The sequence below is a fragment of the Bacillus sp. JNUCC-21 genome (assembly GCF_041222765.1).
GTDB classification, from domain to species: domain Bacteria; phylum Bacillota; class Bacilli; order Bacillales; family Bacillaceae; genus Bacillus; species Bacillus velezensis.
In genome coordinates this window covers 3,076,953-3,100,519 of sequence record NZ_CP166019.1, presented here as the reverse complement: position 1 = coordinate 3,100,519, position 23,567 = coordinate 3,076,953, and the positions used below count along the sequence as shown (strand labels likewise).

The following is a 23,567-nucleotide window of genomic DNA, read 5'->3' as shown; positions in this document are numbered from 1 at the left end:
TTCGTTGTTCATTATGCTTTTTTGACGCGGGGACTTCTTGGTTTTTGGTATTTCTCCGCTTGTTTGATTCCTTTTCTCTCGCTCGCTAATGACTTGTACAGAGACACGATCATCAGAAGGATCACGACTGAAAACGGAACCGCGGCGAGAATGGCCGTGTTTTGCAGTGCGGCCAGACCGCCGGAATATAACAAAACCGCTGCCACGGCGGACTGGATGATGCCCCAGATGATTTTCACCCGGTTTGACGGGTCTAAAGAGCCGTAAGACGTTTGCATTCCAAGCACAAATGTCGCTGAATCCGCTGATGTAATAAAGAATACAGCGATCAGAACAAGCGTTAATACGGATGTCACCATTGTCAGCGGATAGTGGCTGAGTGCGCCGAACAGCATCGTATCCGTTGACATTCCCGCGACATTGAATACGCCTTTCTGCTGAAGATCCATCGCGGATACACCGAAGATCGCAAACCATAAGAAAGCCAATATACAAGGTGTCACCAATACCCCGATTAAAAATTCCCGGATCGTCCGGCCCCTTGATACACGGGCGATAAAAATGCCGACAAACGGCGACCAGGATATCCACCAGGCCCAATAGAAAATGGTCCAGCTGTTAATCCATTCGCGCTTTTGAGGATCATTCGGAGACAAGCGAAAGCTCATCTGCACGATATTTTGTATGTATTGGCCGATAGAATCGGTAAATGAGTTCATAATCAGCACCGTCGGGCCTGCAATGAGCATAAAGATCATTAAAATAGCCGCGAGCGCCATGTTGGTATTGCTTAAGTATTTAATCCCTTTGCCGATTCCGCTCCACGCAGAAATCAAAAATAACACGGTCACGACAGCGATCAGGATCAGCTGAATGGAAAATGTTTTCGGAATGCCGAATAAATAATGCAGACCGCCGTTGATCTGAGTCGCTCCGAGCCCTAAGCTTGTCGCCACACCGACAACGGTCGCAAACACGGCGATACAGTCAATCGCTTTGCCGATCGGCCCGTTTACTTTATCGCCCAAAAGCGGTGTCAGTGTGCTGCTGATTAAACCGGGCGCGTCTTTTCTGAATTGAAAATATGCAATACATAAAGCGACGACCGCATAGATGGCCCAAGCGTGCAGCCCCCAGTGGAAAAATGTGTACCGGAGCGCATCACGAAATGCTTGGGGCGTTTCTGTTTCACCTGAGGGAGAGCTGATGGCGTAATGGCTGATCGGTTCCGCAGCCCCGTAAAATACCAAACCGATTCCCATGCCCGCGCTGAAAAGCATGGCAAACCATGATAATAAGCCGAATTCCGGTTTTTCCCCGGGTTTTCCGAGTTTTATTGTGCCGATCGGACTCACAATGAGAAAGAGACAGAAACCGACAAATATAGAAACGACCAGCAGATAATACCAGCCGAAAGAATCCGTAATAAATTTTTGTGCCGTATCAGTGACTTGCTGCAGGCTGTCAGGAGAAATGGCCCCCCATAAAACCGCAGCGGCTGTGATGACAATCACAATCCAAAAAACACTGGAGATGTTCTTCTTCAAACGTTCTCACCCTCTGACTATTTTTTTCAATACGCCATTTTGTTTTAGTATGGTCGTACGATTGCAGATCATTCCTTTCTTCCTATTCCCTCTATCAGGTGAAACAAAACGCAGAAAACTCTATCATGTTTTTGGTCAATTATCAACGGGGACGCTCAGGTAAATGCGCTTTAAACCATTTAGAGCGAGCGTGAGAAACGTCCTGCATTCAAACCGGCGAGACGCCCTGTGACAAAGGCTGAAGTGATATTGTAGCCCCCGGTATAGCCGTGAATGTCGAGTATTTCTCCGCAAAAATATAAGCCTTCCATTTTTTTAGACGCCATTTGTTTCGGCTCAATCTCTTTTACGGAAACACCTCCGCCTGTGACAAACGCTTTGTCCAAAGAAAGCGTTCCGTCAGCGGCAACCGTAAATTGTTTGCAGTCTTTGACAAAAGCCCTGAATTGATCCTTCGGCAGTTCCGTAAAGCTTGTCTGCGGATCAAGACCGTTCCGTTCCAGAAGAAAAAGCAGGTACCGTTCCTGCATCCACGGCTTCAGCGCGTTTTTGAGCGCTTTTTTCGGTGCGTCTTTCAGTTCCTTGTGCATCTTTTGAAATAACTCTTCCTCGTTGATGCCGGGAAACAGATCGATGCGGAGTTTGACCTCTGGCTGCTTTTTCAGTTCTTTGACGACAAACTGGCTGCAGCGGAGAATGGCGGGGCCTGACAAGCCGAAATGGGTAAACAGCATGTCCATCACGTGTGTGACGATTGGTTTGCCTTTTTTATTCAGGACGCTGACGGCCGCGTTTCTAAGAGACAGCCCCTGAAGTGTTTTTTGTTTAATAAACGGTTCTGACGACGTAACCGGCACTTCCGTCGGAAAGAGTTCGGTCACGGTATGACCGGCCGCTTCCGCCCATGCATAGCCGTCTCCGGTGCTGCCGGTATGCGGGACTGATTTTCCGCCGACCGCGATAATGACGGCGTCTGCGTTAATGTGTTCGTCATTGTTTGTCGTAATGCCCGCTGTCCTGCCGTTCTCGTACCGCACTTCTTTGATTTTTTCATTTGTGCGGATGGTGACGTTCAGTTGTTTTAATCGGTTCAAAAGCGCATCGACAACGCTTTGCGCTTTGTCCGTCACCGGGAACATGCGCCCGTGGTCTTCTTCTTTCAGCTGAATGCCGAGTTTTTCAAAAAAGGCGATGATATCTTCATTATTAAATTCGGAAAACGCGCTGTATAAAAAGCGGCCGTTGCCGGGGATGTGTTTGATGATTTCTTCAACGGGGAGGCGGTTGGTCACGTTGCAGCGCCCGCCGCCGGAAATCGCCAGCTTCCGTCCCAGCTTGTTTCCTTTATCGATTAATAATACGTCCGCGCCTTCTTCGCCTGCGGCAATCGCAGCCATTAAACCGGACGGGCCGCCGCCGATCACAATCACGTCATACTGTTTCATCTTTCATCAACAACTTTCTTTTTCACGTATAATAGGCGGAAATGTCCGCTTTCTGCTATTATAGCGAAAGAAAGGGAATCCTTAAACGTATTTTGTTTTTTAAAGAGTTTTCCCAAAAAGTTTCCCGCTGTAATTATTACCGTCTAATTGCCCAGTTGTGTTAAAATAGAAAAGTTGAATCTTCGTAGAAAATGGTGATGAGGAAACATGTCAAGCAAATTGTTAAGGGGCACGTTCGTGCTGACGCTCGGCACCTATATATCGCGGATTTTAGGGATGATTTATCTGATCCCGTTCGGAGCGATGGTCGGAGCGACGGGCGGAGCTTTGTTTCAATACGGATATAATCAATATACACTGTTTTTAAACATTGCCACGATGGGATTTCCCGCCGCGGTTTCAAAATTTGTCTCGAAATATAACTCCAAAGGAGACTATGAGACGAGCAGGCGGATGCTGAGAGCGGGAATGTCGGTTATGCTCGTAACCGGGATGATCGCTTTTTCAATTCTTTATATTTCGGCGCCGTTTTTTGCGGAAACATCTCTCGGCGGCACGAGTAACAACGGACTTACGATTGACCACGTCGTTTATGTCATCCGGATGGTCAGTCTGGCACTTTTGGTCGTGCCGATTATGAGTCTTGTGCGCGGTTTTTTCCAAGGTCATCAGATGATGGGGCCGACAGCCGTTTCACAGGTTGTGGAGCAGCTTGCCCGGATCATCTTTTTATTGGGCGCAACGTATTTGATTTTAAGAGTGATCAACGGCGGCCTTGTCATCGCGGTCGGATACGCGACTTTCGCGGCGCTGATCGGATCATTCGGAGGGCTTGTCGTCCTTTATATTTACTGGAATAAGCGGAAGGGCGATCTTCTGGCGATGAAGCCGAATCTCGTCCCGTCTGCGAACTTAAGTTATAAAAAAATGTTCATTGAGCTTTTCAGTTATGCCGCTCCTTACGTATTTGTCGGACTGGCGATTCCTTTGTATTCGTATATCGATACGAATACGTTTAATAAAGCGATGATTGCGGCGGGCCACAAGGATATCAGCCAGGACATGCTTGCGATTGTCACCCTTTATGTGCCGAAGCTTGTCATGATCCCGGTTTCTCTGGCGACCGCTTTCGGTCTGACGCTGATTCCGACGATTACTGAATCGTTTACGAGCAGGAATTATAAGCTTTTGAACCAGCAGATTAACCAGACGATGCAAATCATTCTGTTTTTGGTTATTCCCGCCGTTGTCGGGATGTCCGTGTTATCGGGTCCGGCCTATACGTTCTTCTACGGCTCTGAAAGTCTTCGCCCGGATATCGGACAGGATATATTGTTCTGGTACGCGCCTGTCGCGATACTGTTTTCTCTGTTTACCGTAAACGCCGCGATCCTGCAAGGGATTAATAAGCAGAAATTTGCTGTCGTGAGCCTTTTCATCGGCGTCATTATAAAAGTGGTGCTGAACGTGCCGCTGATCAAGCTGTTTCAGGGAGACGGGGCCATCTTGGCAACGGCGCTCGGTTATATCGCTTCTCTTCTGTACGGTTTTATCATGATTAAGCGCCATGCGGGCTATTCGTATACGGTACTTATAAAACGGGTCATTTTAATCGCAGTCCTGTCCGTCGTGATGGGAGTCGCGGTCAAGCTGACTCAATGGCTGCTCAGTTTCTTTGTAACATACCAAAGCGGCCAGGTGCATGCGGCGATTGTCGTCTTTGTCTGCGCCGCTGTCGGCGGTGCGGTGTACATGTTTGCCGCGTACCGAATCGGATTTTTACAGAAAATGTTTGGAAATCGTCTGCCCCGTGTTTTGAGGAGAGGCAGGCATTCCGCCCATTGAGAAATAATGAATAGTCCGCTTATCGCGGGCTTTTCTTTTTAAAGGAGAGGATCAGGATGAGACTTGATAAGCTGCTTGCCAACAGCGGATTCGGCTCAAGAAAAGATGTGAAAAAAATCGTCAAGGCTGGGGCTGTCATGATTGACGGAGAGCCGGCGAAAGATGTGAAAACCCATGTCGATCCGGAAAAACAGGACATCACGGTATACGGAGAGCCGGCAGACTATCGTGAATTTATTTATGTCATGATGAATAAGCCGCAAGGAGTGCTGTCCGCTACCGAAGACAGCCGCCAGCAGACGGTGGTTGATCTGCTGACACCTGAAGAACAGCGATTTGAACCGTTTCCGGCAGGACGTCTTGATAAGGATACGGAAGGCTTTTTGCTTCTGACTAATGACGGGCAGCTCGCTCATCGCCTGCTTTCTCCGAAAAAGCATGTGCCTAAAACATATGAAGTCCGGTTAACCTCGCCTCTGTCACCGGAAGACATCGTTCATCTGGAAAGAGGCGTCGTCATTGAAGGAGGCTATAAAACGAAGCCAGCAGCCGTTGAAATCATTACAGAAAGCCCGGATGAAACGGTGATTCATTTGACCATTACAGAAGGCAAATATCATCAGGTGAAGCTGATGGCAAAGGCTGTCGGAAATGAAGTGGCTTATTTGAAGCGGCTTTCGATGGGGGCTGTTTCTCTTGACCCGGATCTTAAACCGGGAGAATTCCGCGAGCTGACTGAAGAAGAGCTCGAAACGCTGAGAGGCGCTGAAGTGTAATCGATATCAGAAAAGCCCAAAACAGATTTGTTTTGGGCTTTTTATATAGAGGAACAAAAAACAAGGCAAAGACGCTGCTTTGCCTTGCAGCATGTCAGGCCGAAAAGGGCCTTATGTAATTGTTCGCTTAAGATGTAATTTTCACTTTTTTTCGTGTTGTCTCCCACTTGCCTCGGCTAGGACTATGAACAAGATCATTGTATGCTAACACATTTAAGTCTCGCTGAATGGTTCTAGGTGTAATGCCGAATTCATCAACCAGTTCCTGTGTTGTCACAAGGCCTTTTTCCTGGATGAACATGTAAACTGATTTAATCCGAGTCAGCATACGATTTGTTGAAGGTTTCAAAAAACCACTCCCTATCATAAGATCGGATGGACTTGATATACCACAACTTTCGACTCTAAAACTTCGTACGAATAAGCAACAAAGGATGACATTCTGTTTTTTCTCTTTTAACTGCCTCCATTATACACGATATGGACAACATGAATCTAGGAATAAGCGCAGATAATTTTTTCCAAATGGGTGCCGCCTTGGTGCATTACTATGCCCGGTCCGCTTTTATTATTATGGAAACTGAAACTTTTTTTATACATGTCCGTATGAAAACGGGGGAGTGAGAAGTTTGGGAGAATTATTGAATGCAAACATTGTCTGCGCCGGTTATGCTGACAGGCCGAAGGTGATTTCTGATGTATCTCTGTCAGTCAATGCGGGTGAAATTGCCGGTTTAATCGGAGCGAACGGCGCGGGGAAAAGTACAGTGATAAAGGCGGTTCTCGGGCTTTCCCGGGATATAGAGGGCGGAATTGAGTGGAATGATTCATCTTATGCTTACATACCGGAGCGTCCGAGTTTTTATGATGAACTGACGCTTTGGGAGCATCTCGAGCTGACCGGGTCATTGCGGGGTATAGAAGGAGAAGAATGCCGTGAGCGGGCAGGGCGGCTGCTTGAAGAGTTTTCGCTGACGTCTGTAAAACATGATTTGCCTTCCGGTTTTTCAAAAGGGATGCAGCAAAAATTGATGCTCATACAGGCATTTTTGGCGAAGCCGGATATTTACATCATTGATGAGCCTTTTATCGGACTTGATCCGATCTCAACGAAGCTGTTTACCGACATGCTGATTGCTGAGAAAGAAAGGGGCGCGGGGATTTTGATGTGCACTCATGTTCTGGATACGGCGGAAAAAATCTGCGACCGGTTTTATTTGCTGGATCAGGGCGCTCTGCTTCTTCAAGGCACGTTAGAGGAGCTTCAGGAAAAAACGGGGAGCCGTTCACTGCTGGATTGCTTTTATTCAGCGGTTCGGAGCAGTCAGCGATGACCGGGCGGGCTTTGTTTTTTCAAAGGCTGTTTCATTATTGGCGGTATCAATGGAAGGTGTTTCAGACGGTCATTGATTGGACGGTCGCGCTGTATATCGTTCTTCCCGCTGCCGCATTTGCCGTTTATCAATATGCTGAATGGCTGAACGGCAGGGGGCTTCTTAATGGAGCGGCAGGAGTATTAGGATGGGGCTGGCTGTATGTATTCAGTGCCCTGCTGTTGTGCACGGGTTTTATTCATACCTTTTTGCTGGAAGCGGATCACGTATTTTTGGTGCATGCAAAACATCTGATGCAAAAGCTGAAACGGTACGCGCTTTTGTATTCGATGTTCCTTTCCCTTATCAAATGGGGTGCGCTTGCCGTATTGTTATTTCCCTTATGGCGCCAATACGGTGACTGTACCTTACCGGCATATTCGGGTATGTTTTGCTGTCTGTTCGGCTTCCATACCGCAATATTAGCGGTGCACCGGCACAGAAAAAACAGCAGGCGGACATTCGGGAATCAGGCGGCGGGCTGGCTGAAAGTGATGGTTCTGATGGCGGGTGCGTTTTTTATGATCGTCTTTGCCGCCGAATGGTATTGGCTTTGGCCGGCGGGATGTATATTGTTCATCTGTTCCGCTCTTTTGACTTGGAAAGGGACGGAGACATTATCAGCCTTTGAGGAAGAAGTGCTTGAGGAGAACAGGCGCAAGCTTTCATTCGCCGCCTCTGTTTTGATGCTCAGCCATGATGTGCAGCTCCCGAATGGTAAACATAAAGGGCGGAGCAAGCCGTTTTTATATCCCGGCTCAAAGCACATCTTTACAAAACGGTCGGCGTATACGGCGTGGAAAGAATTGTTCTTTAAAGTGCTGATTCGAAACGGCGGGTATCTCCGGCAGCTTTACCTTTTAACCGCGGCTTTTACGGCTCTTATTCTCGTTCTTCCGCTCTTAGTGAAGCCGGCAGTCCTCATTTTGTTTGCGATCGTCAGCCGCTATGCCGCGTCACTTTTATTTGACCGGATCACGGATAAACCGGTTTTAAGCGGTATCAAGAGAGACAGTGATGACTATTTCAGGGCGCGAAACAGCGCATTAACCGTCATTCAAATCATCTGTTCCGCCTGGTGTCTCATTGCCGCGATTCTTTCCGTTCTTTATATGTGAAAATCCCTTTCCGAAAAAGGAAAGGGATTTTTCTTAATGTCCGTTCAAAATAAAAAGCTGAATAAAAAACAGCACGGCGAAGATGATGACTAAAGGATGGATTTCGCGCCATTTTTTCTTAGCTGCTTTAACAAGCGGATATGAAATGAAGCCGAGTGCGATTCCGGTTGAAATACTGGACGTTAGAGGCATCGCCAAAATGACGAGAAAGGCCGGGAACGCTTCATCAAGCTCATTCCAGCGGATATTCGATACCGCACCCATCATCAGGCTGCCGACAATAATCAGAGCCGGTGACGTAATCGCGGACACTTCCGATAAGACGCTGACAAGCGGGCTGAAAAACATGGAAACGGCAAACATAACGGCAATCGTCAGCGCCGTCAGACCCGTTCTTCCGCCGGCCGCCACACCTGCTGAAGATTCAACGAACGCGGTCGTCGGGCTGGTGCCGAAGATGCTTCCCACCGTCGTAGCGGTCGAATCAGCCAAAAGCGCTCTTCTGGCATTCGGCAGCTGATTGTTTTTGATCAATCCCGCTTGTTCGGCGACACCGATCATGGTGCCGGTCGTGTCAAAAATCGTAACGAGAAGAAAAGAAAACACAACAGCGTACAGACCGTGATGCACGACATCCCCGAGGGCTCCGAACGGATTTGTGATTAAAAGCCCCTCCGGCAGGCGCGGGAAGGACATGAATCCTTTCGCGAAATGAATCTGACCGGTCAAAAAGGCAATGATAGCGGTCAGCGCCATTCCGATGAACAGAGCCCCGTTAACATTCAGCACCATCAGTACAATACTGATGATAAGCCCGATAAGCGTTAAAATGACGGCGGGCGAATGAAGATCGCCGAGTGCGACCAGATTAGATTTATCAGCCGTGATGATTCCGGATTGGCGTAAGCCGATAAAAGCGATAAATAAGCCGATGCCGGTCGTAATTCCGTATTTTAAATTGTCCGGAATCGCTTCTATAAGTTGTTTTCTTAAAGGCGTTAACGATAAAATAATAAAGATGACTCCCGCGATAAAAACGGCGCTGAAAGCCGTCTGATACGTAATGCCGCTGCCTGTGCCGACAACGTGAAAGGCAAGATACGCGTTTAAGCCCATGCCGGGGGCAATGGCGATCGGATAATTCGCAGCGAGAGCCATCCATAAAGTTCCGACAATGGAAGCGATAATCGTCGCGGTGAATACCTGGTCAAACGGAATTCCCGCATTGGAAAGGATCACCGGATTGACGACAATGATATACACCATTGTGAAAAAGGTGGTCAATCCCGCGGTAATTTCTCTTTTTATTGTCGTTTGATGCTTGTCGAGATGAAACATAAGTACCTCCAATGACGAACATTTTTTCAAAACATCATCTATATTATTCGTTTTATCGACATTTTGCAAGTCTTTATCAAGAAAGGGGATTTGTGATGAACTGGGAAGTTGAAGTCATCAGAAACAAAGAAGATCTGATCCGTGACACGCAGAAGTTTTTGCAGATCAACAGCGTAATGGACGAATCAACAGCCGGTCCCGGCCGGCCGTTTGGAGAAGGCGTCAATGCCAGCCTGACGTCACTGCTGGAATTCGGTGAAAAAGAAGGCTTCACCGTAAAGAATCTTGATGGCTATGCGGGCCATATTGAATGGGGAACGGGTGACGAAATCGTCGGCGTTTTGTGCCACGTCGATGTCGTTCCGCCCGGAGACGGCTGGACGAGCGATCCGTTTTCAGCCGATATCAGGGACGGCCGGATATATGCCAGAGGCGCCATTGATGATAAAGGGCCGACAATGGCGGCGTTTTATGCGCTGAAAATCGTCAAAGACATGCAGCTTCCTTTATCCAAACGCGTGAGAATCATCATCGGAACGGATGAAGAAAGTGATTGGAGATGCGTGGATCACTACTTCAAACACGAAAAAATGCCTGACATCGGTTTTGCTCCTGACGCGGATTTTCCGATCATTAACGCGGAAAAAGGAATTATAGATGCGTCACTGCGCATTGCACAAAGCGCTTCTGACAAAGACGCAAAAAACGGGCTTCTGTCATTCCGTTCAGGACTTCGCTTGAACATGGTGCCGGATGCGGCTGAAGCGGTTATTGAAGGGTACGGTCTTGATGCCGTGCACGCATATTTCAGCAAATGGCTTGAGCAGTCAAAAACACAAGGTGAAGCAGTTTCGGAAAATGGAAAACTGACGCTTCGGGTATACGGAAAATCGTGCCACGCGATGGAACCGGATAATGGTGTCAATGCCGGCTTAAAGCTTGCTGAATGCCTTAACGGAACGGAGCTGGATGGAGCCGGAAAGCACTTTGTCAAAACCGTCAGTGACTATTTTTTAAATGATACACGAGGCAAAAAGCTGAAAATTGATTGCAGGGATGACATCAGCGGAGAGCTTACATTGAATGTCGGCACCTTTACATACAGAAAGGGTGAGGAAGGAGAACTCGGCATCAACATCCGTTATCCCGTCACTTCAGACAGCAATGTCATCCGTGATGCTTTTACGTCTGCTGAAGAATTCCGGCTTGAAGAATTTAAAGACAGCAAACCGCACCACGTTTCAGCCGATCATCCGCTCGTAAAGACGCTTCAAAAGGTTTACGAAGGACAGACGGGAAAGAAAGCGGATCTGATTTCAATCGGCGGAGGAACGTATGCGAGATCCCTTTCGGCGGGCGTCGCGTTCGGGCCGCTGTTCCCCGGCCGGCCTGACAGCGCGCATCAAAAGGATGAGTACATTGAAATCGATGACCTTCTCCGGTCAACCGCTTTATACGCCGAAGCCATTTATGAGCTTGCCAAGTGATAATAAAAAGGGACGCCGAAAGCGGCATCCCTTTTTATCATTCAAATGACCATAAATCCGTTGATAAATAACGTTCTCCCGTATCGGCCGTCATACAGATGACGATCTGTTCGGAAGGGAGGCGTTTTGCGGTTTCAATGGCGGCGAAGCAGGCGGCGCCTGAAGACGGGCCGACGAGTATACCTTCTTCCCGGGCCAGACGGCGTGTTGTCGTATACGCATCTTCATCAGATATTTTCATGATTTCATCGTAAACGTCCTGATTCAGTATGCCGGGAATAAATCCGGGGCTTGTCCCGACAAGCTTATGAGCGCCGGGTTTTCCGCCAGACAGGACGGGAGATCCCGCGGGCTCGGCGACATGAACAATCATATCCGGGAAAAGCTCCTTCAGCGTTTCTCCGGTTCCGGTAATGGTTCCGCCCGTTCCCGCCGTTGCCACAAAAGCACCGAGCGGTCTGTTGAGCTGCTGAACGGCCTGATAGATTTCAATGGCGGTCGTTTTTCGGTGGGCATCTGGATTTGCGCCGTTATCGAATTGCATCGGGATAAAACTTCCCGGAATCTGTTCGGCGAGTTCTTTCGCTTTTTTGATGCTTCCGGGCATTCTTTCCGCCCCCGGTGTTAACACAACCTCCGCGCCGTACGCTTTCAGGAGGTTGATGCGTTCTTTCGTCATCGTGTCAGGCATGACGAGGATTGCCTTGTAGCCGCGCGCCGCCGCGTTCATCGCCAGGCCGATGCCTGTGTTGCCGCTTGTCGGTTCGATGATGACAGAGCCGGGTTTTAAATGCCCGCTGTTTTCCGCTTCAATGATCATATTGTAAGCCGCTCTGTCTTTGACACTGCCGCTCGGGTTAAACGATTCTAATTTTAAATAGACCTGTGCTGCATGTTCTGGCTGAAGACGATTGAGCTTTACGATCGGTGTGCCGCCGATCAGCTCCGCCGTGCTGTTTACGATTTTCAAGGCCGGCTCATTCCTTTCTGTATAAAACGTTCGGTACATAATATCCTATCATAATGAGCGGACAGGGTTCTCCTCTCCGCTTATCCGTTTTATAATAACACCATAACCAAAGAGGGGGAGATCCTCGTATGAAAGCTTCATTGCCGCATTATTTTATCGGCATTCCGATTCCGGCTGACATTGCTGAACCGATTTGGGAAGCAGCCAAAAAGGAGCCGGCGTTATCATTCAAAAAATGGGTGCACCCGCATGACTATCATATTACACTCATTTTTCTCGGAGCCGCGGATGAAGAACGGCTTGCGAAATTATCGTCTCTGCTCGCAGATGCTGCGTCGGCAGCGCAGCCGTTTACCGTACAGTTTCAGCATCTGGATATTTTCGGCGACCGCAGACAGCCGAGAGTGCTTCACCTTGAGCCCGAACGGAATGAACTGCTCTTTGATTTGCGGGAAAAAACAAAACAGGCTGTTTTGAAGGCCGGTTTTCAAGTGGAAAAACGCCCGTATCACCCTCATATGACGATGGCGCGGAAGTGGGCGGGAGACCGGCCGTTTCCTGACGATGTGCCGTTTGAAAGCGGCAGGGTGCAAAGTGCCGTCAGCCGGTTTTCCCTGTTTCAGACCCATCTTGACCGGTCGCCTAAATACGAAGAAATCGCACAGTTTCAATTGACATAAACAAATATTCGGAGTGGAGAAATCACATGGCACAGATCATCAAAATTCACGACTGCATATCCAGATATGAACTTGATCCATATCATTATATGAACCAGTTTATCCGGCTGAAGAAAGAACGCTGGGAGGCGCTTCTTGAAGCGTTTGACCGGAAGACGGAAGAAAAAGAAACGGAAACGGCTGCAGGCGGGGAAACCGATCAAGCGCCGGCCAGGAAAAAATTTTCCTTAAAAAAGAGAAAAGAAGAAAATACGGCCGATATAAATGAAAAGAGGCACCAATGGTTTGATGAGCCGGAGGGAGAAGAGGCGCTGTTCGGGAATCTTCCGTCTCAAAAGTCTGAGCTCGCGCCTTTTTTCAAAGATCAGCTGTATGACTTTCAATTAAAATGGGCGAGCTCCACGCTTTCTCAAAAGTCTGAGCTTTCGCAGGCGGTTAAAAGGGACGGGATGTTAAAAATGCTGGCTCAAAAGCTGCCCGATTCCTATTTTGTGATGTATCATCCGGTTCTGCAAATTCAGCAGGCGTCCGTCGAACTGAGCATGATCATCATCTCGCCGCTGGAGATTTTCTGCGCTGCTTTTATGGAAGCGGAAGAGGACAGCGTATATATCGGATCAAAACACCGTTTTTGGGAAGAAAGAGGCTCCGGCAGCACGCGCCAAGTATTGAATCCGTCTCTCAGCCTGCACCGGACGGGCTCGGTCGTTTCGCAAATCGTAAAAGAAAAGCAGGCCGACATTCCCGTGCGGAAGCTTTTGCTCAGCAGAACGTCTTATATTGATTATCCGGAGCCGCCGTACGGGCTGGAAATAGCTGATAAACGGACTGCCGCAGAGTGGCTGGAAAAGCAGCAGAAAAATACGGCGCCGATCAAGCACCACCAGCTGAAGGCGGCGAAGGCTCTTTTGTCTTACGGCTTGAGCGATTCAAGCCGGAGACAGGAATGGCTTGATTAAAACGGATGTTTGCCGGCTGTCTCTTCATCTATGAAGCAGGTGAAAACAAACGATGAGTCAATGGTTTTTTATTATTAATCCGGTCTCAGGAGGCGGGCGGGGCCGGCGTGTCTGGAAATCAGTTCAAAAAGAGCTGACCAGGCGCGGGGCCAGCCACCGCTCTTTTTTGACCGGGCATCCCGGACATGCGGAGGTGCTGGCGAGGCAGATTTCAATGATGCAGGATCATAAGCTTAAGCGGCTGTTCGTCATCGGCGGTGACGGGACGATGCATGAAGTCATTAACGGACTGAAAGGAACGGATCAGATTGAGCTGACCTTTGTGCCTGCCGGTTCGTACAATGACTTTTCCAAAGGGCTCGGTATTAAGAAGTCGGCGCTCCTCCAAGAAATCAAAAGTCTGCACCGCCCGCTCACACGGAAATTTTTTGCGGGAAGCATCAACTTTTTTCATGACAAAGCGCAATCACTTTATTTTATTAACCACCTGTCTGTCGGCTTCGATGCCTCAGTTTTGAAGGCAGCCGCGAATTTTCCGTTATCGCGCGTTCTTCGGTTTTTGCGTCTCGGCTTTGTGATTTACCCGCTCGCGCATTTACATACGGCCTCGGGGTTTCAGCCGTTCAGGTTTGTTTGCACGGCAGACGGCCAGAGGCGTGAATTCCGCAATGTCTGGTTTGTCATTGCGGCTAATCACCCTTATTACGGAGGCGGCATGAAAGCGGCGCCTTCAGCAAATCCCCGTCAAAACCATTTTGATATTGTCATCGCAGAAAACCTGTCCTTTTTCTCGCTGTATCGTTTTTTATGGGCGATGAGCTTCGGCCGGCATATCAAAATGGACGGAGTGACGATGATAAAGGGGAAGGAATTCGTTTTTGAAACAGATGGGAAAATTCCGTTTCACGCTGACGGCGAGCTGATCGGAACGACGCCGTTTCGGCTTATGCCGGGCGGTACGCCGTTGAAAATAAAAACATAATAAACAAATGAAACCCGTCAAATGTTTCACGGCAAAGAGCGGTTCGCGGCATAAATCTTCAGAATTCACAGGTGTTCTTGCTAGTTTTGCTTGACGAAGTTTGTGCTGTAGCGCTAAAATTTATAGGACGGCTATTGATTAGCATATGAGACTCTCAATAGCTGTCTTTTTTATTCTCATGAAATTGTTTATGACAGGCCGCTCCGCCAATAGAGAAAGGCTGGAGGCCTATTCTAAAATATTTTAAGAAATGATGGGTTGAACATTGATATGAACTGGTTGGGACAATTACTAGGTAGCGATTGGGAGATCTTCCCCGCCGGAGGAGCTACAGGAGATGCATATTATGCGAAACATAACGGCCAACAGCTTTTTTTAAAACGTAATAGCTCGCCCTTTTTAGCCGTGTTATCCGCCGAAGGCATTGTTCCGAAGCTGGTTTGGACGAAACGGATGGAAAACGGAGACGTCATTACGGCTCAGCATTGGATGGCGGGCAGGGAGCTGAAGGCAAAGGATATGAGCGGACGCCCGGTGGCTGAGCTGCTCCGCAAAATCCACACATCAAAAGCTTTGCTCGACATGCTGAAAAGATTGGGAAAAGAACCGCTTGATCCGGGCGCCCTTTTGTCGCAGCTGAAGCAGGCCGTCTTTGCCGTGCGGCAATTTTCGCCGCTTATTCAGGAAGGCCTTGCTTATTTGGAAGCTCATGTGGATCAGGTGCAATTCGGTGAAAAAGTCGTTTGCCATTGTGATGTGAATCATAATAACTGGCTTCTGTCTGAAGACAACCAGCTGTATTTAATAGATTGGGACGGCGCCATGATAGCCGATCCGGCCATGGATCTCGGCCCTTTATTGTATCATTACGTCGAAGAGCCAGCGTGGGACAGCTGGCTTGGGATGTACGGCATGAAGCTCACGGAAGGGCTTCGGCTGCGGATGGCGTGGTACATGTTATCGGAGACCATCACCTTCATCGCCTGGCACAAATCAAAAGGAAACGACAAAGCGTATCATGATGCCATGGAAGAGCTTCATGCCCTGATGAAGCGGATTGTCAAGTAGTCAGGAGTACGAATCCATCTGCTCCACCCATTGGGACAAATGGTTTTGGTGCTCCTGAATATGCGTGTCGATGGAATCGGCCGTGATGCCGGACTGGCTGTAGCGGTAGACATCCTCGAGCACGTTTTTTATATTTGAATCAAGCCCGGTGTTGGCCATCAGTGATTTGATGACGCGCTCGAGCTGTTCATACTCGGCAACCGTGCCGCAGCAATCCAATTGATGGTCGGCCAATATGTCCTTTAATAACCGGACCTGATGTTCGCTTGTTAAGCCCATGATTCATATACACATCCTTTCTGTGTCATACATTGTGCAAAGCGGTGCGGTTTTATGCATCACATGAGTGTTCCGGACGGGGGAGCCTCTTTTTTTATGCGGCCGGCGCCTTTAAAAGGCGCTTGCGGCTCTTTATGTTTCATGGTATGTTGTTACTCGAAATTATAGATAGAGGTGTCAATCATATGAGAATGCGCCATAAACCTTGGGCGAATGATTTTCTGGCAGAAAACGCTGACATCGCCATCAGTGATCCGGCCCAGTATAAAGGGCGATGGAACACGGTCTTTGGCAATGACAACCCGATCCATATTGAAGTCGGTACGGGAAAAGGGCAGTTCATTTCAGGAATGGCCAAGCAGAATCCGGATATCAACTATATCGGAATTGAGCTGTTTAAAAGCGTCATCGTCACTGCCGTCCAAAAAGTAAAGGACAGCGGGGCTCACAATGTCCGTTTGTTAAATATAGACGCGGAAACACTGAATGACGTATTTGAACGGGGAGAAATCAAGCGCGTATATTTAAACTTTTCTGACCCGTGGCCGAAAAACCGTCACGAAAAGCGCCGTTTAACATTTAAAACGTTCTTGAAAAAATACGAAGAAGTGATGGGCGAAACAGGTGAGATTCATTTTAAAACCGATAACCGCGGTTTATTCGAATACTCTCTGAAAAGCTTTTCCGAATACGGCCTGCTTCTGACGGAAGTCAGCCTTGATCTGCACAACAGCGATCCGAAGGGCAATATTATGACAGAATACGAAGAAAAATTCTCCGCGCTCGGCCAGCCGATTTACCGGGCCGAAGTTGAATGGAGAACAAAAGACAGACTCTGATGCGGGAGTCTGTTTTTTTATGCCGCCATTTGCTACCATTACATCAGGAGGGATCAAGATGGAGACATTGAATATTGGGAATATTTCATTAACATGGCTGGACGGCGGTGTAACGCATATGGACGGAGGAGCGATGTTCGGCGTTGTCCCGAAGCCTTTATGGTCGAGAAAATACCCCGTAAATGACAAAAACCAGATTGAATTAAGAACAGACCCGATTCTGATCAGAAAAAACGGCCTGAATATATTGATTGACGCGGGTATCGGCAGAGGGAAATTCTCTGATAAACAAAAAAGGAATTACGGCGTAACACAGGAATCCAATCTGAAACAATCTCTTCGTGAACTCGGGCTTTCCTGTGAGGACATTCATATTGCCGCGATGACCCATCTTCATTTTGACCATGCATGCGGCCTGACGGAATACAGCGGAGAGGAGCTTGTCTCTGTTTTCCCGAATGCCCGCATTATCACTTCTGCGACAGAGTGGCGCGAAATGAGAAACCCTAATATCAGATCGAAAAATACATATTGGAGAGAAAATTGGGAGGCGGTACAAGATCAGGTCGAAACCTTTGAGAACGAGTATCAGCTGACAGAAGGCATTACGATGCACCACACCGGCGGCCACAGCGACGGCCACAGCGTCATCGTCTTAGAAGACGAAGGGGAGACGGCTGTGCATTTTGCCGACCTGATGCCGACGAATGCGCATAAAAATCCGTTATGGGTGCTGGCCTATGATGATTATCCGATGACCTCTATTCCAGAAAAGCAGAAATGGCAGACGTTCGCGGCAGAAAAAGACGCCTGGCTGATTTTCTATCACGACGCGATTTACAGAGCGGTAAAATGGGGAGAAGACGGCGAAGTGGCTGCATCTGTCAGACGGGAGAAAAAATAGGCGGATCGATGATTTACCTGTATGAATTTCGGGAATAAAAGCAAACCTAAGACAAATTGCTTTGAAAGGAAGAGACAGGTGAATCAATTTCAAGTGACGAAAGATGGAGAAATCAAAACAACTCTGCGCGGATTAGAAGTGCTTTCTACGCCTTTTTTAAATAAAGGGGTGGCCTTTACACAGGAGGAAAGAAAGGAACTCGGGCTCGAGGGATTTCTGCCGCCGAAAGTATTGACAATCGAAGAGCAGGCGAGGCGGGCCTACGAACAATTCAGTTCGCAGCCTGATGAGCTGAGCAAAAATGTCTACTTGACCGCTCTCCATGACCGGAATGAAACGTTATTTTACAGGCTGTTAAATGATCATTTAGGCGAAATGCTGCCGATCGTATATACGCCGACCGTCGGCACTGCGATCCAGCGTTACAGCCATGAGTACAGAAAACCCCGCGGTCTGTATTTGTCAATAGATGACCCTGAAGGAATGCGCGCCGCATTTCAGCAGTTCGGAAAAAATGAAAACATTGACTTAATCGTTGCGACAGATGCCGAGGGCATTCTGGGAATCGGTGACTGGGGCGTCGGCGGCATCGCCATTTCTGTCGGAAAACTTGCGGTGTATACGGCGGCGGCCGGAATTGATCCGTCACGAGTGCTTGCGGTCGTGTTGGACGCGGGGACAAATCAGGAAAGCCTCTTAAATGACCCGCTGTATGTCGGAAACCAGCATTCAAGAGTGCGCGGCGAGAAATATGACCGCTTTATTGATGAGTATGTCTCGCTTGCCCGGGAAACATTCCCGAATGCGCTGCTTCATTGGGAGGATTTCGGTACGGCTAATGCCCGCGGCATATTGAAACGGTATAAAGATAAAGTCTGTACGTTTAATGATGACATTCAAGGAACGGGCGCGGTGTCGCTTGCAGCTGTTTTAGCGTGTGCGAAAGCATCAAAAGTGCCTTTAAAAGAGCATAAAGTCGTCGTCTTCGGCGCGGGAACGGCCGGTATCGGAATTGCTGAGCAGCTGCGCGAAGCCATGGTGCATGACGGATTAAGCGAAGAAGAATCCTACAGCCATTTTTGGTGTATCGACAGAAACGGATTATTAACGGATGATATGAAGGACTTGCGTGATTTTCAGGTTCCGTACGCCCGCTCTGCTGATGAAGTGAAAGAGTACGGCCGCAGCGGTGAAGGCGGATCAATTGATCTGGCGGAGACGGTGCGTCAGGCCAAGCCGACGATTCTGATCGGCACATCCACCGTATCAGGCGCATTTACGGAAGAAATCGTCAAAGAAATGGCCTCGCATGTCAAACGGCCCGCTATTTTGCCGATGTCAAATCCGACCACATTATCAGAAGCAAAACCTGAAGATTTAATTAAATGGACGGAAGGCCGCGCGCTTGTCACGACGGGAAGTCCATTCCCGCCTGTCGCGTATAACGGCGTTACCTACCATATCGGACAGGCGAACAACGCGCTCGTATTCCCGGGACTCGGACTCGGCACGATTGTGACAAAAGCAAGGCTCATTACGGACAATATGTTCGTTGCCTGCGCGAATGCCATCGCCGGTATGGTGGACGTCGGCAAGCCGGGGGCGCCGATGCTTCCGAAAGTGGAGGATCTCAGGACGGTATCGGCAACTGTGGCGGTAGCTGTAGCGAAAGCTGCGATTCAGGACGGTGTAGCGGAAACGGAACCCGAGGATCTGATCCAAGCGGTGCAGGACGCGATGTGGCACCCTGTATATAAACGAATTCGGCCGATGTAACCGAATAAAGCCCAAAACGCTGATGGTTTTGGGCTTTATTTTTTGCTTGTCCGAATTATGAGGCGACAGAATCAATGACATCGACAATCTGGCCTGTTTTTGCATTGACCATAACTTCATATTGCTCCAGTTCGCCGAATGCCGAACGTGTCACGCCGGTTTTGTATACCTGGATGGTTTCTCCGTTTACCTGGTAGGGCTCCGGCTCTGTGTAAATCCATGATCCGTCTATCGGCCCGCGCTGTTTAAAAGCCGCTTTCACGATACGGAGCGCTTTTTCTGAAGAGATATAAGGTTTCATCGCATACTTTTTCACTGCGATGGCAGCGCATAATCCGACTCCTGCACCTAAGAGAAAATGACGTAATTTCAATATGAAGCACCTCCAATTATGTCGTAGTTTTTATTATACAGAAGATGCCAGACGGTGTTAAGTAAAGCGGCGGTTTTACAGCCCATTCATCTGAGCGCTTGGAAAACGGTTGTTTTTCTAATAAAATAAAAGCATTACATAGAAATGAGGGGAAAATATGAATGAGGAAACGAAAACGCTTTTCCGGACGCTGACGCAGCTTCCCGGCGCACCGGGAAATGAACATCAGGTCCGCTCCTTTATGAAACGGGAGCTTGCGAAATATGCGGATGACATCGTGCAGGACAGACTCGGAAGTGTTTTCGGAGTAAGGCGCGGCGCTGAAGATGCGCCGACCGTTATGGTAGCCGGGCATATGGATGAAGTCGGGTTTATGGTGACACAGATTACGGATAACGGCATGCTGAGATTTCAGACGCTCGGCGGCTGGTGGAGTCAGGTGCTGCTTGCCCAGCGCGTCGAGGTGCAGACGGATAACGGACCGATTATCGGCGTCATCTCAAGCATCCCTCCCCACATTTTAACGGATGCCCAGCGCGCAAAGCCGATGGAGATCAAAAATATGATGATTGATATTGGTGCCGATGACAGAGAGGACGCGGTCAAAATGGGGATCAGACCGGGACAGCAGGTCGTGCCTGTCTGCCCGTTCACCCCGATGGCCAACGAGAAGAAAATATTGTCCAAAGCGTGGGATAACCGCTACGGCTGCGGGTTAAGCATTGAACTATTAAAAGAGCTGCACGGAAAAGACCTGCCGAACAATCTGTACGCCGGGGCCACCGTTCAGGAGGAAGTCGGCTTGAGAGGGGCGCAGACAGCGGCCAACATGATTCAGCCTGATCTCTTTTTCGCGCTTGATGCCAGCCCGGCAAATGATATGAGCGGCGATAAGGAGCTGTTCGGCCGTCTCGGCGAGGGGGTGCTGCTCCGCATTCTCGACAGAACGACGGTCATGCACCGCGGGATGAGAGAGTTCGTCCTTGATATGGCGGAAACGCACAATATCCCTTATCAATATTTCGCTTCAGGCGGGGGAACGGATGCCGGACGGGTCCACATATCAAACAGCGGGGTTCCGTCTGCCGTCATCGGCATTTGTTCAAGATACATTCATACAAATGCCGCCATCATCCATGTCGATGATTATGCCGCGGCGAAAGAAATGCTCATTAAGCTGGTCATGGCGAGTGACAAACAGACGGTCGAAACGATCAGAGAAAATGTGTAAAAAAATAAGCAGGACCGCATAAAGGCGGCCTGCTTATTCTGTTTCAAATAAATAAGAGAGTGCTTTCATCGCTTGATTGACGGTTTCGACCGTGATATTCGCTTTTCCGGAAAGCTCTTTCAGCGGATGATGAAGTTCTTTCGGACGGATGAGAATGAGCGGCTTTCCTTTTGCGATGGCATAAGAAGCATCCATCGCGGTATTCCACTGCTTATATTTCTCGCCAAACAGGGCGATCACAAAATCGGCTTTTTCCATCAGCACCTCTGTACGGAAATTGTTGATATCAGAAGCTCTGGCGTCTTTTAAAACAGAATCGGGCTGCACGCCCATAATCTCTTCTCCGATATTGTCTGAGCGTTCATGGTTTTCCATCGGGCCGACAAACGTAATCGGCAGGTCCAGCGATGTTGCTTTTTGTTTGATCTCGTCCCGCCAATTACTGTGGATTTCACCCGCTAAATACACGACAAACTGCATCTTTTGCCCCTCCTTATGTACATATTCAGATTTTCGTACGGCTACAAGCAAAATGGTAAACGAAACTTGCTTGATAATGCAAATGAAATATGATAATGATATTGCATATAGTTGGTCTTGCTGTAAACAGTCTGGTATGATCCAATTGGACAAACATCAGCATATAAAAAACTCATAATCCAGATGGAGGAATGACAATGAAAAAGATTGAAAGCGCGGAAGAATTGCAAAAAGCGGTACAAGACGATTGGGCGGTATTTATGTTTTCAGCGGATTGGTGCCCGGACTGCCGCTTTGTGGAGCCGTTTCTCCCTGAGCTGGAAGCGGACTTTCCTGAATTCACTTATTACTACGTAGACCGCGATCAATTTATTGATACATGCGCGGAATGGGAAATTTACGGCATTCCGAGCTTTGTTGTGTTTAACGGAGGAAAAGAAGTGAACCGCTTCGTCAGCAAAGACCGTAAAACAAAAGAAGAAATTGAGCAATTTTTAACCGATTCCCTTGCTAAAGCATAAAGGAGGCCACGGGCTTTGAAAATGACGTCAAGGAAGCTGGCGGATTTATTAAAACAGCGCCTGCAGCACGAGAACCGATCCTTCTTTTTTGACAGAGAAAAAGACACCCTCCGTGTTGAGGATCAAACGACCAAAAAAGGCATCACATTGGAGCTCCCGCCGATCATTGCGAAGTGGGAGACGAAAAAAGAAGAAGCGATCGACGAAATCGTCTACTATGTGTCAGAAGCAATGGAGGCGATGGAAGGCAGCGGACAGGAGATGTCCGGAAAGGAAGCCGGAATCTATCCGGTCATCCGCTCCACATCATTTCCCGATCAAACGAGCGACGGCATTCCGCTCGTGTATGATGACCATACGGCCGAAACAAGAATCTACTACGCGCTTGACCTCGGCAAGACGTACCGCTTAATTGACAGCCGGATGCTCGAGAAAGAAAACTGGACAAAAGAACGGATCAGGGAGACGGCGTCATTCAATCTCCGCTCTCTTCCTTCAGTTGTGAAACAGGATACGGTTGCGGACAATTATTTTTATTTTTTCAGGGCGAATGACGGCTATGACGCCAGCCGGATTCTCAATGATTCGATTCTTCATGAATACAAGCAGGCCGCTGAAGGCGAATTGGCGATTTCCGTCCCGCATCAGGATGTATTAATACTTGCTGACATTCGAAATGAATCGGGTTATGATATTTTAGGGCAAATGTCCATGAGCTTCTTTGCAAGCGGCACGGTGCCGATTACGGCCCTTTCATTTCTGTATAATGAAGGCAGACTGGAACCTGTGTTTATCATGGCGAAAAGCCGGCCGAAAAAGGATTAGAAAGGATTTTTCTTATGAACGCTTTTTACAATAAAGAAGGTGTGGGAGATACGCTTCTGATCTCTCTTAAAGATGCGGCACGCGAAGAAATCGCCTATGAAAGAGAAGGCGATGTCATCAGAATCTTTAACAAAGAAACAAAAGAAACGACGGGCTTTAACATTTTTAATGTGTCTTCTTATCTACAGATTGAGGACAACGGCCCCGTCGCTTTGTCTGAGACATTCGTTCAGGATGTGAATGAAATACTGAACAGAAACGGCGTTTCAGAAACGCTGACGGTTGACCTTTCTCCGAAATTTGTTGTCGGTCACGTTGAATCGAAAGAAAAACATCCGAATGCGGATAAACTGAATATCTGCCAAGTGAATGTGGGAGAGGAAACCCTTCAAATCGTTTGCGGCGCGCCGAACGTGGACAAAGGGCAAAAAGTCGTCGTCGCTAAAGTCGGCGCGGTGATGCCAAGCGGGCTTGTGATTAAAGACGCTGAATTAAGAGGCGTTCCGTCAAGCGGCATGATCTGCTCCGCGAAAGAACTCGCTTTGCCGGATGCGCCGGCGGAAAAAGGGATTCTTGTTCTTGAAGACAGCCGCGAGGCCGGCGAAGCATTTCAATTCTAACTCCCATAAATAAGCGCACAGAATCGAATGATGTGAGAGAAAGCCGTTAAGCAGGCCTGCTTAACGGCTTTCTTCAGTTGGGAGCTTAATCTTTTCTGAGCCGCCCGGCAATGGTATACTAAATATCGTCC

At 48.4% G+C, this 23,567-nt stretch carries 24 protein-coding genes; 16 read left to right on the top strand and 8 right to left on the bottom strand.

Annotation, left to right across the window (positions count from 1 at the left end; all coding sequences use genetic code 11):
• Window positions 1-11: 11 nt before the first annotated feature.
• Together JNUCC21_RS15610 and JNUCC21_RS15605 are read right to left on the bottom strand one after the other, a co-directional pair.
• The gene (locus JNUCC21_RS15610) at window positions 12-1,547 is read right to left on the bottom strand and encodes a BCCT family transporter (protein WP_007613202.1); all 1,536 of its coding nucleotides are present in this window, start codon (window positions 1,545-1,547) and stop codon (window positions 12-14) included.
• 179 nt (window positions 1,548-1,726) lie between these two features.
• A complete protein-coding gene (locus JNUCC21_RS15605) occupies window positions 1,727-2,992 on the bottom strand; it encodes an NAD(P)/FAD-dependent oxidoreductase (RefSeq protein ID WP_059368198.1) in 1,266 nt (421 codons plus the stop codon).
• Between the two features lie 207 nt (window positions 2,993-3,199).
• On the opposite strand from JNUCC21_RS15605, the gene JNUCC21_RS15600 reads away from it, so the two are divergent.
• Both JNUCC21_RS15600 and JNUCC21_RS15595 read left to right on the top strand, forming a co-directional pair.
• A complete protein-coding gene (locus tag JNUCC21_RS15600) occupies window positions 3,200-4,837 on the top strand; it encodes a polysaccharide biosynthesis protein (protein ID WP_003152313.1) in 1,638 nt (545 codons plus the stop codon).
• Between the two features lie 56 nt (window positions 4,838-4,893).
• The gene (locus tag JNUCC21_RS15595) at window positions 4,894-5,613 is read left to right on the top strand and encodes a pseudouridine synthase (RefSeq protein WP_007408795.1); all 720 of its coding nucleotides are present in this window, start codon (window positions 4,894-4,896) and stop codon (window positions 5,611-5,613) included.
• Between the two features lie 127 nt (window positions 5,614-5,740).
• Here JNUCC21_RS15595 and JNUCC21_RS15590 read toward each other — a convergent pair whose 3' ends face one another.
• A complete protein-coding gene (locus JNUCC21_RS15590; protein ID WP_003152337.1) occupies window positions 5,741-5,962 on the bottom strand; it encodes a DeoR family transcriptional regulator in 222 nt (73 codons plus the stop codon).
• A gap of 280 nt (window positions 5,963-6,242) precedes the next feature.
• Here JNUCC21_RS15590 and JNUCC21_RS15585 point away from each other — a divergent pair, with 280 nt between their 5' ends.
• Together JNUCC21_RS15585 and JNUCC21_RS15580 are read left to right on the top strand one after the other, a co-directional pair.
• Window positions 6,243-6,947, top strand: coding sequence for an ABC transporter ATP-binding protein (locus JNUCC21_RS15585; protein WP_014418670.1), 705 nt, complete (start codon window positions 6,243-6,245; stop codon window positions 6,945-6,947).
• Entirely contained in the window at window positions 6,944-8,104 is a 1,161-nt protein-coding gene (locus tag JNUCC21_RS15580) for an ABC transporter permease (RefSeq protein WP_043021702.1), read from the top strand. Before JNUCC21_RS15585 ends, JNUCC21_RS15580 begins: the two co-directional genes overlap by 4 nt.
• A 33-nt stretch (window positions 8,105-8,137) precedes the next feature.
• On the opposite strand, the gene JNUCC21_RS15575 is transcribed toward JNUCC21_RS15580, so the two are convergent.
• Window positions 8,138-9,442, bottom strand: coding sequence for an NCS2 family permease (locus JNUCC21_RS15575; protein ID WP_072589476.1), 1,305 nt, complete (start codon window positions 9,440-9,442; stop codon window positions 8,138-8,140).
• Window positions 9,443-9,537: 95 nt separating this feature from the next.
• On the opposite strand from JNUCC21_RS15575, the gene pepV reads away from it, so the two are divergent.
• Window positions 9,538-10,929, top strand: coding sequence for a dipeptidase PepV (gene pepV / locus JNUCC21_RS15570; protein ID WP_305175905.1), 1,392 nt, complete (start codon window positions 9,538-9,540; stop codon window positions 10,927-10,929).
• Between the two features lie 37 nt (window positions 10,930-10,966).
• Here pepV and cysK read toward each other — a convergent pair whose 3' ends face one another.
• Window positions 10,967-11,938 (bottom strand): cysteine synthase A, encoded by a 972-nt coding sequence (cysK, locus tag JNUCC21_RS15565; protein WP_020954278.1) that lies wholly within the window; start codon window positions 11,936-11,938, stop codon window positions 10,967-10,969.
• Window positions 11,939-12,027: 89 nt separating this feature from the next.
• Between cysK and thpR the strand changes: the two genes are divergently transcribed.
• From thpR to JNUCC21_RS15545, 4 genes are all read left to right on the top strand, one after another.
• Complete coding sequence (gene thpR, locus JNUCC21_RS15560) at window positions 12,028-12,579, top strand: RNA 2',3'-cyclic phosphodiesterase (protein WP_012118221.1); 552 nt, start codon at window positions 12,028-12,030, stop codon at window positions 12,577-12,579.
• Between the two features lie 26 nt (window positions 12,580-12,605).
• Window positions 12,606-13,538 (top strand): hypothetical protein, encoded by a 933-nt coding sequence (locus tag JNUCC21_RS15555; RefSeq protein WP_369878303.1) that lies wholly within the window; start codon window positions 12,606-12,608, stop codon window positions 13,536-13,538.
• Between the two features lie 52 nt (window positions 13,539-13,590).
• Entirely contained in the window at window positions 13,591-14,520 is a 930-nt protein-coding gene (locus JNUCC21_RS15550; protein WP_108654998.1) for a YegS/Rv2252/BmrU family lipid kinase, read from the top strand.
• A 270-nt stretch (window positions 14,521-14,790) separates the two neighbouring features.
• Window positions 14,791-15,588, top strand: coding sequence for a phosphotransferase family protein (locus JNUCC21_RS15545; protein ID WP_003152355.1), 798 nt, complete (start codon window positions 14,791-14,793; stop codon window positions 15,586-15,588).
• Here JNUCC21_RS15545 and JNUCC21_RS15540 read toward each other — a convergent pair whose 3' ends face one another.
• Entirely contained in the window at window positions 15,589-15,867 is a 279-nt protein-coding gene (locus JNUCC21_RS15540) for a YtzH-like family protein (RefSeq protein ID WP_003152357.1), read from the bottom strand.
• 185 nt (window positions 15,868-16,052) lie between these two features.
• On the opposite strand from JNUCC21_RS15540, the gene trmB reads away from it, so the two are divergent.
• The 3 genes from trmB (at window position 16,053) to JNUCC21_RS15525 (ending at window position 19,386) form a co-directional block, all read left to right on the top strand.
• Window positions 16,053-16,706, top strand: coding sequence for a tRNA (guanosine(46)-N7)-methyltransferase TrmB (gene trmB / locus JNUCC21_RS15535; protein WP_003152359.1), 654 nt, complete (start codon window positions 16,053-16,055; stop codon window positions 16,704-16,706).
• A 58-nt stretch (window positions 16,707-16,764) separates the two neighbouring features.
• The gene (locus JNUCC21_RS15530; protein ID WP_239033931.1) at window positions 16,765-17,610 is read left to right on the top strand and encodes an MBL fold metallo-hydrolase; all 846 of its coding nucleotides are present in this window, start codon (window positions 16,765-16,767) and stop codon (window positions 17,608-17,610) included.
• 78 nt (window positions 17,611-17,688) lie between these two features.
• Window positions 17,689-19,386: an NAD-dependent malic enzyme gene (locus JNUCC21_RS15525; protein WP_239033932.1), complete on the top strand. Its 1,698-nt coding sequence runs from the start codon at window positions 17,689-17,691 to the stop codon at window positions 19,384-19,386.
• A gap of 55 nt (window positions 19,387-19,441) precedes the next feature.
• Here JNUCC21_RS15525 and JNUCC21_RS15520 read toward each other — a convergent pair whose 3' ends face one another.
• Entirely contained in the window at window positions 19,442-19,759 is a 318-nt protein-coding gene (locus JNUCC21_RS15520) for a PepSY domain-containing protein (RefSeq protein ID WP_003152366.1), read from the bottom strand.
• A 157-nt stretch (window positions 19,760-19,916) separates the two neighbouring features.
• Between JNUCC21_RS15520 and JNUCC21_RS15515 the strand changes: the two genes are divergently transcribed.
• Window positions 19,917-20,990, top strand: coding sequence for a M42 family metallopeptidase (locus JNUCC21_RS15515; RefSeq protein WP_003152370.1), 1,074 nt, complete (start codon window positions 19,917-19,919; stop codon window positions 20,988-20,990).
• Window positions 20,991-21,023: 33 nt separating this feature from the next.
• Here the strand turns inward: JNUCC21_RS15515 and JNUCC21_RS15510 are convergent, their stop codons facing one another.
• Window positions 21,024-21,470, bottom strand: a complete 447-nt coding sequence (locus JNUCC21_RS15510; protein ID WP_012118214.1) for a YtoQ family protein — start codon at window positions 21,468-21,470, stop codon at window positions 21,024-21,026.
• A 197-nt stretch (window positions 21,471-21,667) separates the two neighbouring features.
• On the opposite strand from JNUCC21_RS15510, the gene JNUCC21_RS15505 reads away from it, so the two are divergent.
• From JNUCC21_RS15505 to ytpR, 3 genes are read left to right on the top strand one after another with little or no spacing between them, the layout of a single operon-like run.
• Window positions 21,668-21,991 (top strand): thioredoxin family protein, encoded by a 324-nt coding sequence (locus JNUCC21_RS15505; protein WP_369878302.1) that lies wholly within the window; start codon window positions 21,668-21,670, stop codon window positions 21,989-21,991.
• A 15-nt stretch (window positions 21,992-22,006) separates the two neighbouring features.
• The gene (locus JNUCC21_RS15500) at window positions 22,007-22,816 is read left to right on the top strand and encodes a DUF1444 domain-containing protein (RefSeq protein ID WP_012118213.1); all 810 of its coding nucleotides are present in this window, start codon (window positions 22,007-22,009) and stop codon (window positions 22,814-22,816) included.
• 14 nt (window positions 22,817-22,830) lie between these two features.
• Window positions 22,831-23,436, top strand: a complete 606-nt coding sequence (ytpR, locus tag JNUCC21_RS15495) for a YtpR family tRNA-binding protein (protein ID WP_022552814.1) — start codon at window positions 22,831-22,833, stop codon at window positions 23,434-23,436.
• Window positions 23,437-23,567: the final 131 nt, after the last annotated feature.